Annotated in this window: 12 protein-coding genes; 2 read left to right on the top strand and 10 right to left on the bottom strand. The window is 42.6% G+C overall.

The genetic code is table 11. From position 1 onward, the window contains the following. Positions 1-119 precede the first annotated feature (119 nt). From OQ5_RS0116650 to OQ5_RS0116605, 10 genes are all read right to left on the bottom strand, one after another. Positions 120-1,019: a PfkB family carbohydrate kinase gene (locus OQ5_RS0116650; protein ID WP_016778578.1), complete on the bottom strand. Its 900-nt coding sequence runs from the start codon at positions 1,017-1,019 to the stop codon at positions 120-122. 5 nt (positions 1,020-1,024) lie between these two features. Further along, the gene (locus OQ5_RS0116645) at positions 1,025-1,567 is read right to left on the bottom strand and encodes a hydrolase (protein ID WP_016778577.1); all 543 of its coding nucleotides are present in this window, start codon (positions 1,565-1,567) and stop codon (positions 1,025-1,027) included. Further along, entirely contained in the window at positions 1,564-3,096 is a 1,533-nt protein-coding gene (locus OQ5_RS0116640; RefSeq protein ID WP_016778576.1) for a phosphoglucomutase, read from the bottom strand. Before OQ5_RS0116640 ends, OQ5_RS0116645 begins: the two co-directional genes overlap by 4 nt. A gap of 5 nt (positions 3,097-3,101) precedes the next feature. Next, on the bottom strand, positions 3,102-3,722 hold the full coding sequence (locus OQ5_RS0116635; protein ID WP_016778575.1) for an SIS domain-containing protein: 621 nt from the start codon (positions 3,720-3,722) through the stop codon (positions 3,102-3,104). 57 nt (positions 3,723-3,779) lie between these two features. Further along, positions 3,780-4,829 (bottom strand): selenide, water dikinase SelD, encoded by a 1,050-nt coding sequence (gene selD / locus OQ5_RS0116630; RefSeq protein WP_016778574.1) that lies wholly within the window; start codon positions 4,827-4,829, stop codon positions 3,780-3,782. After that, positions 4,826-5,044: a DUF3343 domain-containing protein gene (locus tag OQ5_RS0116625; protein WP_016778573.1), complete on the bottom strand. Its 219-nt coding sequence runs from the start codon at positions 5,042-5,044 to the stop codon at positions 4,826-4,828. Before OQ5_RS0116625 ends, selD begins: the two co-directional genes overlap by 4 nt. Positions 5,045-5,124: 80 nt before the next feature. Next, a complete protein-coding gene (locus tag OQ5_RS0116620) occupies positions 5,125-6,255 on the bottom strand; it encodes an aminotransferase class V-fold PLP-dependent enzyme (RefSeq protein WP_016778572.1) in 1,131 nt (376 codons plus the stop codon). A gap of 5 nt (positions 6,256-6,260) precedes the next feature. Further along, positions 6,261-6,881 carry a sulfurtransferase-like selenium metabolism protein YedF gene (yedF, locus tag OQ5_RS0116615; RefSeq protein WP_016778571.1) on the bottom strand — a complete coding sequence of 207 codons (621 nt, stop codon included), beginning with the start codon at positions 6,879-6,881 and terminating at the stop codon, positions 6,261-6,263. Next, entirely contained in the window at positions 6,844-7,899 is a 1,056-nt protein-coding gene (gene mnmH / locus OQ5_RS0116610) for a tRNA 2-selenouridine(34) synthase MnmH (protein WP_016778570.1), read from the bottom strand. Before mnmH ends, yedF begins: the two co-directional genes overlap by 38 nt. A 16-nt stretch (positions 7,900-7,915) precedes the next feature. Beyond that, positions 7,916-8,356: a preQ(1) synthase gene (locus tag OQ5_RS0116605; protein ID WP_016778569.1), complete on the bottom strand. Its 441-nt coding sequence runs from the start codon at positions 8,354-8,356 to the stop codon at positions 7,916-7,918. 300 nt (positions 8,357-8,656) lie between these two features. Between OQ5_RS0116605 and OQ5_RS24965 the strand changes: the two genes are divergently transcribed. Beyond that, positions 8,657-8,944 carry a TRAM domain-containing protein gene (locus OQ5_RS24965; RefSeq protein WP_255297601.1) on the top strand — a complete coding sequence of 96 codons (288 nt, stop codon included), beginning with the start codon at positions 8,657-8,659 and terminating at the stop codon, positions 8,942-8,944. Then, on the top strand, positions 8,863-10,065 hold the full coding sequence (gene rlmD / locus OQ5_RS21435) for a 23S rRNA (uracil(1939)-C(5))-methyltransferase RlmD (RefSeq protein ID WP_255297602.1): 1,203 nt from the start codon (positions 8,863-8,865) through the stop codon (positions 10,063-10,065). Before OQ5_RS24965 ends, rlmD begins: the two co-directional genes overlap by 82 nt. Positions 10,066-10,431 lie beyond the last annotated feature (366 nt).

Raw genomic sequence — 10,431 nt, 5'->3', positions numbered from 1 at the left:
CGCTAAGCCTTGTAAATGACACTTTCTGAACAGACACACATATTGTGAATTTTTTTTGCGAGTTTATGGACAAGCACTAATTGACCTGCATTTTATAACAAAAGTTTGAAGGAGTATTTTCACAAAGTAGATGCAAATTGATGTGAGATATAATTGTCGAACGAAAGACAAACATCAGTGGAAAAGTCAATGGCCCTTTTTATTATTTCTTTCCAGAAGTTTATATCTGAAATTGGTTTCTGCCCGGAAGCCAAACCGTATGCAAGCCCGGCATTAAAGTTATCTCCGGCTCCAATGGTACTGACGGGGTCAATTTTATCCGATTCCACATATAACCGTTCACCGTTTATCAATGCATGGACGCCTTCAGCATTTGCAGTAACTATGGCATGAGCCCCATTCAAACAGACCTTTTTCAGAGCGTCATTAATGCTGATATCTTTGTAAATGGTCTGAAAATCTTCATCACTTCCCCTGACCAGATGGGCCAATGCAAAATTCTCCTCTATAATAGGGCGGTATATTTTAATGCCATCCAGATGATTTTTTCTGAAATTTGGATCATAAATCAAGAATGCTCCCCGGGAGCGTGCTTTTTTAAGCAGAGACAACACCTGTGGACGCAATACAGGGTTTACGGCAAAAAAAGAACCGAAAAGTAAAATATCTCCTCTCCTGAACTCAGGCATCTCAATCTGGAATCTTACTTCGGGAAAATCCTTGTATACCTGATACGAGGCATTATTTTCTTTGTCTAGAAAAGCAAGGGCAACAGGTGTTTTCCCTGTGGAGAAACGGTGTAACCAATTGATTCCAACCCGGTTCTTCTTCAAAAAGGAGACCATGCTGTTGCCTACCTGATCGTTCCCGATTTCACTGATCAGCTCTACCTTGTGCCCTGCACGTGCCAATGACACCAATGCGTTAAAAGCCGTTCCGCCAGGCTGACTTGAGACAGGCTTACCATCCTTAAACACCACATCTAAAACCGTCTCTCCTAACCCAAAAATGCGCGACATCTTCTTTATTTTACCAGTTTAGAAATAGCTTTAAACTGTTCAGAGCCGGAATAACGGCAAAGTTCAAAAAGGATTGATTCGTAACTCGTCACTAATACGCCTTCCTGAACAAGGCGGGTTATGGCAATGCGCTTGTTCCCGGGGTTGCGGGAAGCTACGCAATCCTCTACCACTACAGGGCGAAAGCCCCTTTCTTTCAGATCGAGTGCTGTTTGAAGCAGGCAAATATGCGCTTCGATACCGGCAAGGATGATGTCCCGCTTTGAGGAGATTTCAATCTTCTCCATAATTCCGGGATCGTCACAACAACTGAAAGATGTTTTTTCGCTGTGCGGATAATCTTTTACAAGCCTGGCCAGCGAGGGGATGGTTTCTCCCAGTCCCTTTTTATATTGTTCGGTAACGATGACCGGAACATTCAGCAACTTGAAGCCATTCACCAATATCGAGATGTTCTGTTCCAATTGCTGAAAATCATGAATATGCGGAAACAATTTTTCCTGAACATCCACAACCATTGCCAAAGCATGTTCTTTTAATATTCTCATAACAATCCAAATCTTTTAAAAGCAGACAAATCAAGGTTTTCAAATCTTCCGAAAAAGTCGTAGAGCTCTTCTGCAATCTTCTGAACACCACCGCTCTCATTCGATTCAATATTGAGTGCCAAAACCGGGTCGTGTAGGGACAAACGCAGCAAGAACCATCCATCCTGTCCGGGCCCTGAGCACTTAACACGAACACCTTCATAATTTTCGGGAAGCAAATCCCAATTACTCTTATTTCCTGCCATAATGCCTACTTCAGAAATAATATCGGAACCGGCCTGAATATAATCGGGAAAATTTATCTTCAAACGAACCTCGCAGCTATCAACAGGATCAGGCAAATCTTTTATCAACTCATTCAGCCGCTTACCCTGCGAACGTAAATTGGCAAGGGTTATAATCATTTTTGTTGCCGTATAAGCACCATCATCAAGAAAATAATTCTCTTTAAAAGCGGCATGGCCGGATGTCTCTATGGCAAGCCAGGTCTCCTGCCCAATCCCGTTTAACCGTACTGCTTCATTTATGACATTTTTATAGCCCCGTTGATACCGATGGTGTTTACCACCCAGATGTTCATTGATAAACCAGGATAATCCGTCTGACGTTATCGAATCTGTAACTATGGTACTTCCGGGATGCTCCTTTAAAACAATGGCTGACATCAGGGCGATCAATGAATTACGGTTGACGGGCTTACCGGTATCATCAACAAAGCCTGTGCGGTCGACATCAGTATCGAAAATAACACCCAAATCGGCTTTTGATTCTTTGACCTTGTTCGAAAGAGAAACAATGGCTGTTGTATCTTCCGGATCAGAGGCATGATTGGGGAAATTACCGTCCGGTTCGAGAAACTGGGATTCAGAAACATCAGCTCCCAGGGGTTGAAGTACTTCGGTAGCAAAAAACCCACCACATCCGTTACCTGCATCAACAACGATTTTCAATCCTTTGAGAGGTTTGTCGTGAACTTCTGCATGTTTAACCCCCTTTTTAACAACTTCGGAAAGATACTGCGAATAAGTCTTCATAAAATCCTGGCGGATGATACTCCCTTTGCGCCTGACTTTATGAGGATTATTTTCGGCTAAATCCAAAATTTCGGTGATATCATCCTTATCAAGTCCGCCTTCGGAAGTAAAAAATTTCAGACCGTTACGGTTCTGGGGAGCATGACTCCCGGTAATCATTATTCCGGCATCGACGGGGTTTTCGCCAAGCTGTGTCGACATAAACATTGCAGGGGTGGATGCAAGTCCGAAATCCACAACATCGGCACCAGCCATTGTCAACCCGTTGCAAAGCGCCTCCGACAACTCTGCTCCGCTATGCCTGCAATCTCGACCCACCGAAATTCTCAGCTTGTCTTTCCCTGAAAAATATGTTTGCAACCAAATAACGAAAGCACGCCCGAGTTTTTCTACTACTTCAGGACCAAAATTCACCTGTTCTCCTTGCAGTCCTTTGCGGGCAATGCCACGAATATCTGATCCATTGTGTAACGCTTTAAAATTGAATTGTTGCATACCAGTTATTTATTTTTTTCAAGAACAGCAGCTTTTCGTGATTTGTCGCCAAGATAACCGCCATGGTGCCTCAACGCGTAATCGTGATTGGTAAATCCTATTCGCTTCATTAGTAAAACCACGAGTACATCACCTATAACCGTCATTGTTGTGGTTGAAGTAGTTGGCGTAAGTCCCAGTGCACAAACCTCGCGAGGGTTACCTGTAAAGATACAGGCTGTTGCAGCCTCTGCAAGTAAAGAATCCTTATTCCCGGTGATGACGACAAACGGGATATCGGGTCTCAAGCCTTTTGCCAGGTCAACGAGTTCAAGAATTTCTCTTGTTTTCCCTGAGTTAGAAATCAGCAGCATAACATCGTTTTCCTGAATTACTCCCAAATCGCCATGCTGGGCTTCGCTGGGATGCAAAAAAACGGACGGTGTCCCGGTACTGCTGAATGTAGTGGCCATATTATTGGCAATCTGACCTGCCTTACCCATCCCGCTGGTAATTAGTTTACCCTTTTTTTTATGGACATACTCGTGTATTAAATCAACGGCTTTCCCGAATTCTTCGGTAACCGGAATGGAAGCAACCGCTTTAGCTTCAGCTTCCAAAAGAGACTGAATTTCCTGTTTCTGCATTATTTTTTTTCTTAAAGTCATTGCAAAATAACAAAAAAAGACACAAAGACCTTAATATTACTCAAGGTATATAGATTTACGGGTTTTAGGTAAAACCTCTCCGACTATGGATGCCTGGGTATGAGTATTCACGGATCTCAGATCATTAAGAACATCCTGTACTTTATCCGGGGGAACGCACATCAACAATCCACCGGAAGTTTGAGCATCAGCAGCCAGCATTTTCAGATGAGGTTCCACGAGCTTTGCAACATGCAGATGTGGTTGCACATAACTAAGGTTCCTGAACGATGCGCCGGGAATACAGCCATCATTAGCAAGCTGGTCTGCCTGATCGATAATGGGTAAATCACGACTTTTAATTGACAGACTCACATTACCGGCTTCAGCCATTTTGAGGGCATGTCCTAACAATCCGAATCCGGTAATATCCGTTGCACAACGTACCCCGTGACGAACCATGACATCACGTCCAAAATTATTCAGAATTTTCATTTGTTCAATGCCATTACGGTAGGCATTTTCGCGAACCATGTTTAACCGTTGTGCCGCAACCAATACTCCTATTCCAAGCGGTTTGGTAAGTATCAAAACATCACCGGGCTTTGCTGCTGCATTCGTTATCAGCTTGTCGGGATGTACGGTACCAACAACTGCCAGCCCGTACTTGGGAGGGTGATCTTCAATGGTATGCCCGCCCATTATCAGACATCCGGCTTCCTTTACCTTACTTTGTCCTCCTGCTAATATTTTTTCGAAAACCGATATTGGCATCTGAGCTGATGAAAACATAAGCAAATTCAGAGCCAGCAAAGGCGTCCCCCCCATAGCATAAACATCACTCAGAGCGTTGGTGGCAGCAATTTCCCCAAACTCGAAAGGATCGGAACAAATTGGTGGGAAAAAATCTGTCGTGAAAATAAGTGCAGTCTCATCATTTAGTTTATATACTCCGGCATCATCATGAGTTTCGATATCAACCATAATATTCGGATGCTGCATCTGCGGGAGTTTAGACAAAATTCCTGCCAGTTCGGCAGGGGGCAATTTAGCCGAACAGCCACCATATTCAACGGTTTTAAGCAAATCTATATCCTGACTGTTCATAAAACCTCCATATTATATATTTCGAATTGAATGTTGTTTTCTTTTAGAACCACTGCACACTTTTCCGTGTTTTCTGCCTCCACCTCCAGGCACATACCACACTCCGATGAAATATGTTCCGGAACCGGAAGTACCCGGCAGTGGATACCGTTCTGACGACATAGTGTGTCCGCCTTCATGACCTTATGAACATTGGTAAATAATAGTATCGGCATTGGCGAAATGTTAAATATTAGATTAGAGATTAGAGGTTAGATAAAATCCCGTATAATCCGAGATGAGAAATTCGGGATACTTACTTCAGCACCTCCACAAGTGCGTCTCCCAGCTTGTCCAGATCATCATTGGTATGCCAGGGAGAGAAAGCAAAACGGGCAGACCCCATGGGAAATGTTGCAAGATGCTTATGTGCCTGTGGAGCACAGTGTAATCCCGAACGTATCTCAATTCCAAATTTGTCATAAATCCGCCGGGCAATGGCTGATGGAGGGTAAGCACTATGTACTATCGAAAACAGACCTCCCTGATGTTGAAAATCATCAGCAGCCAATACCCTGACGTTTTTTATCCGTCTGAGACGTTGAATCAATTCCTTGAATTTTTCTTTTTCCCATTTCTGTATGGGTTGATGATTTAAGGCGGCCAGCAATCCGGTTAAACCTACCGTGTTATGTGTTCCGGCTTCATATTTATCGGGAGAAAACCCCGGCATTTCAAAACTTTCGGAACAACTCCCTGTTCCGCCGAAAACAAAAGGGGACAACTTTTCCGGATGCCTCACAAAGAATCCACCTGTGCCGGTGGGCCCAAGAAGTCCCTTGTGTCCGGTAAAAGCAATAAAATCAACACCCCACTCATCCCCTTTAACGGACTCACTGCCAAGCGATTGCGTTACATCTACAACTAAGGGTATTTGTCCGATATATTGTCGAAGCTCATCCACTGGCTGCAAAACACCATTAACATTGCTTTGGTGATTAACAATTATCAGACTGGTTTTAGATGATATTACTTCCGGAACTTTTTCTGGAATAATCCGCCCGTCGGTTCCGGCCGGTAAAAATTTCCAGATAACATTATCTTTTTCTGAAAGCCTTAGCAAAGGACGCATTACGGCGTTATGTTCCAGGGGTGAAACCAATACTTCGCATCCGCGTAAATCCAAACCCGACATTATTGCATTCAAACCAACGGTTGCATTGGCAGTAAAGGCAATGTTACCTGATTCTGAAACTCCCAGCATTTCGCCAAGGGCATTTCGGCACTGCTCAACAATCATTGATGTGTGATAAACACGCCCGTAAGCAGCACGGCCATAGGTGCCTCCCTCCTTGCGGAGAAAATCATCCATAGCTTTACCGACTTCAACCGGCTTAGGCCAACTGGTGCTGGCATTATCAAAATATGTATTGGAAAAGGTTATCATCCTTTCTACAGGTAAACAACATGTCCGGCTTCTGCCAGTATATTGGCAATTTGGTACATATTGCTGATGCGACCAACTGCCACTTTCTCTTTTACTCTATAAAAGTCCACACAAGTGCCGCAAACAATTATGGTTACACCTTTGTCTTCCAGTTCACCCAAAGCAATAGCAGTGTCGGTATCTTTCAATGCCAAATTAATGCCTCCATTGTACATTACAATATGGGTAGGCAAATTATCCATGCCTTTGAGGGCATTAAAATATCCACGGATTAACAAACGTCCCAATTCTTCATCCCCTTCTCCCATCCGGCAGCTTCGGGCTACCACTACGTAATCGTCAGAAGGTTCAGAAACTCCGGGAACAGAACAATAAGCTTCCGGATTTTTTTCAGCTTTTTCGGATGATTCAGGTGGCTTTGTTGCCTCCACAAAATACTCTTCTCCTTTTTGTTCGGCCACAGGATTGGCTCCCAGGTCGGACAAAAAGCTCATCAGGTTTTGAAAAGATGTTTCATTATCAGAAATCACCAGAATTTTCTCGCCTTCCTCAACATCTCTCAAGCCGTTCTTCGCCATAATGAGAGGCTCAGGACAAAGTTTCCCTTTGGTATCTATTGTATGCATAACTCAATTCAGATTTTAATTTCACTGCCGAAGCATCCGGATTATCCTCATTCTCCTCAATGACCAATAAAGGCTTCTTTCTCCTCGCCAATGAATTGGCATAACCTTTATCGTAATACTGCAATGTGATATCCGCAACCTTTCGGTAGTTTCCACAATCGAGTGCTTCAAGAGCCTCTTTTGTACGCAATCCACCCAGTCGCTTTTGTATCTTTTTAACCGATTGTGCCAGTAACTCCTTGTCAAAACAGCCATATTCCTTTACAAGTCTGTCGAGTCGTTTTTCACGTTCCAATTCGAACATAACCAGGGGAGAATTCATCAATATTTCGAACAACATATCCGGAATAAAAACACGTCCGATGCTGTGACTTTCGCCTTCGACCCATATAATACGTTCCGGATCAAAGTGCCGAAGAACTTCATGTATATCATTCTCAAACTGTTCACTGGTAGGTTGCTTTTCCTGACCCAATGCCCCAAAAGCCGATCCTTTATGATTGGCAAGGCCTTCAAGATCGAGTACCTGTTCACCCTGCACAGCAAGCGCTTTTAAAACATCGGTTTTACCGCTCCCGGTTGGTCCGCCCAAAACAACAAAATTCCATTTCCATCGTTTGAGCATCTCTCTGAAGGAAGCTCTGTATGCTTTGTAACCTCCTTCCAACAGATAAGTGTCAATACCCACCGTCTCAAACAACCATGCCATACTGGCACTTCTCATTCCACCTCTCCAGCAATGAACAAGTAATTTTCCTTCAACGGAAAGTTCTAAGCCTTCTTTAGCCATTTTTGACATTCCCGGACCAATAAACTCCAAACCTTTAAGAATCGCCTGATTCCTGCCCTGTTTCTTATATATTGTCCCAACAACAGCTCTTTCTTCATCAGAAAAAAGAGGCAAATTCACCGCACCCGGGATATGTCCTTTTGCATATTCTGAAGGTGTACGAACATCTACAACCGGATATTTCTCAGAAGCACTTAAAAAATCGTATGGTGATAACGAATTTGCCATTAACAATAAAAATCACTTAAAGTGTAACATTCCAGGTATCGTCCATATGATTCTTCCAATCGCTGTATTTTTCTTCTCCACCACGAACTTTCCAGTCGGAGTCAATTGTAAGACGTGAACTTATGCCACCTCTTGGATTGCAAACCATAACAATGCGAATACGGTCGGGGTTGTATACCTCCATTAGATGATCATAAAAAATATTAATCAACCGCTCATAAGAAACAGTAATATTTCGCAATGCGTGAACATACATCTTGAGCGATTTAAGCTCAATAATTTTATCAGTAGGATAAAACGTGATGTATACATCTGCAAAATCGGGTTGATCCTTCACCCCCAAAAAAGTAAACTCGGGGATTTTTATCTTTATTTCATAAGCCTGCCGGGTTGGATTGGGAAGCGCTTTCAGAATACTCTTGTCGATGTCTTTGTAAGTCAATGTTTTTCCTGTCATTATCAGTTACTTTTTATTTTTTCATGCGGATGCAAAGTTAACAATTTAACCAGCTTTATTCATAAATATTCTATTGCGATGCTCAACTATCGGCAAAACACAAGCGTCTTCACCAAATTTAACTTGAAAACAGGTCACTATTTCCTGCTTTAAATTTGTCTGCGGTTGCTTGTATTATTTGAAATTTGAGCATTTCATGACGAAAACTTATGAACAATGCAGATTAAGAGAACCAAAAATTTTAGGCGAATGTAAGGTGTTTCACATATCTTTGCGGCCTGAAACCTGAAAAATATATTTGTGGGACGCTCAAGACGAAACAAACCATTGCTGGAAAGAGTGGTAATCAGCGACATAGCCGCCGAAGGGAAGGCTTTGGGAAAAGTAAACGACACAGTAGTTTTTGTACCCCTGGCCGCCCCCGGCGACGTGGTTGATGTACAGGTCACAAAAAAAGAAAAAGATATTACGAAGGAAGACCGGTACGATTCCATCATCTTTCCGATATCCGCACAGAACCTTTTTGCAGTCACTTCGGAACATGTGGCGGATGCAAATGGCAACACATTCCCTATAACGAACAGTTAAAGTTCAAACAACGCGAAGTATGGAACAATCTTAAGCGCATCGGCAAGGTTGAATTGCCCGAAATATCCCCCATCCTGCCGTCCCCGGAAGAACGTTTCTACCGCAATAAACTTGAGTTCACCTTCTCCAACAGACGCTGGTTATCGCCCGAAGAGATGGAATCCGATGAAATTATCAGCAACAAAAACGGACTTGGGTTCCATATCCCCGGAATGTTCGATAAGGTTATCGATATTGAAGATTGTCATCTTCAAGCCTCACCCTCAAACGAGGTAAGACTTGCCGTCCGAAGTTTTGCACTTAAAAATAACTGGCCGTTCTTCGATTTGAAAGCTCAGGAGGGTTTTTTGCGTACGCTTATCATCCGCACCAGTAGTACGGGAGAATCCATGGTTATTGTCGTTTTTTACCATGACGATAAAAATAAACGCGAACTGCTTTTCGAACATCTCATTAAAAAATTTCCGGATGTCACATCATGGATGTATGTGATCAATGAAAAAGCCAACGACACAATAACCGATCTGAAAGTTCATCTCTTCTCAGGAAGGGATCATATTTTTGAAGAAATGGAAGGACTGAAATTTAAAATTGGTCCAAAATCGTTTTACCAGACCAATTCTCTCCAGGCATACAATTTATACAAGGTCGTCCGCGGTTTTGCAGGACTTACCGGCAACGAAACTGTTTACGATCTTTACACAGGAACAGGAACCATAGCTAACTTTATAGCCCATAAAGCCAGGAAAGTTATTGGTATTGAATATATCCCCGAAGCCATTCAAAATGCAGAAGAAAATTCTGAATTAAACGGAATTTCAAACACCAGATTTCTGGCCGGCGACATGAAAGACCTGTTGACGCATGATCTGTTTGAAAAAGAAGGCTTCCCCGATGTTTTGATCACCGACCCTCCACGCGCCGGAATGCACGAAGATGTCGTCAGAACCATTTTGAATGCAGCCCCCGAAAAAGTTGTATATGTCAGTTGCAACTCTGCCACTCAGGCGCGCGATATTAACCTTCTGGATGCACGCTATAAAGTTAGCGCGCTGCAACCGGTAGATATGTTCCCTCATACCCATCATGTGGAGAATGTTGCTCTGCTGGAAAGAAAATAGAAAATACTTAACCTGCATTATTCATAAATGATCTATTTCGATGCCCAATTATCGGCAAAATACAAGCGTCCTCGAAAAATTTGATTTGAATAGTTCACTATTTCCTGCATCAATTTTTTCTGCGGTTTCTTGTGTTTTTGAATACTTGAACATCTCATGACGAAAATTTATGAAAAATGCAGGTTAAACTTTTAGACAAAGCGGGTGTTTTTAATAGAACGTTAGATTTTCAGATTTAAGATGTAAGAAAATCTATTTAGTGTTTGTCTATAAACTCGCAAAAAAATTTTACAATAAGTGTGTCTGTTCAGAAAGTGTCATTTACAAGGCTTGCGAAGTCCGAAAATACGCAGTTTACTCATCGTA

It is taken from the genome of Anaerophaga thermohalophila str. Valhall (genome assembly GCF_000250735.1).
Taxonomy (GTDB): Bacteria; Bacteroidota; Bacteroidia; order Bacteroidales; family Marinilabiliaceae; genus Anaerophaga; species Anaerophaga thermohalophila_A.
This window is presented reverse-complemented; position numbering and strand designations above follow the sequence as displayed.

Excerpts from the sequence above, each read along its gene's own strand:
- OQ5_RS0116650 (WP_016778578.1), bottom strand. The coding sequence starts at position 1,019 with ATGTCGCGCATTTTTGGGTTAGGAGAGACGGTTTTAGATGTGGTGTTT.
- OQ5_RS0116645 (WP_016778577.1), bottom strand. The coding sequence starts at position 1,567 with ATGAGAATATTAAAAGAACATGCTTTGGCAATGGTTGTGGATGTTCAG.
- OQ5_RS0116640 (WP_016778576.1), bottom strand. The coding sequence starts at position 3,096 with ATGCAACAATTCAATTTTAAAGCGTTACACAATGGATCAGATATTCGT.
- OQ5_RS0116635 (WP_016778575.1), bottom strand. The coding sequence starts at position 3,722 with ATGCAGAAACAGGAAATTCAGTCTCTTTTGGAAGCTGAAGCTAAAGCG.
- selD (WP_016778574.1), bottom strand. The coding sequence starts at position 4,829 with ATGAACAGTCAGGATATAGATTTGCTTAAAACCGTTGAATATGGTGGC.
- OQ5_RS0116625 (WP_016778573.1), bottom strand. The coding sequence starts at position 5,044 with ATGCCGATACTATTATTTACCAATGTTCATAAGGTCATGAAGGCGGAC.
- OQ5_RS0116620 (WP_016778572.1), bottom strand. The coding sequence starts at position 6,255 with ATGATAACCTTTTCCAATACATATTTTGATAATGCCAGCACCAGTTGG.
- yedF (WP_016778571.1), bottom strand. The coding sequence starts at position 6,881 with ATGCATACAATAGATACCAAAGGGAAACTTTGTCCTGAGCCTCTCATT.
- mnmH (WP_016778570.1), bottom strand. The coding sequence starts at position 7,899 with ATGGCAAATTCGTTATCACCATACGATTTTTTAAGTGCTTCTGAGAAA.
- OQ5_RS0116605 (WP_016778569.1), bottom strand. The coding sequence starts at position 8,356 with ATGACAGGAAAAACATTGACTTACAAAGACATCGACAAGAGTATTCTG.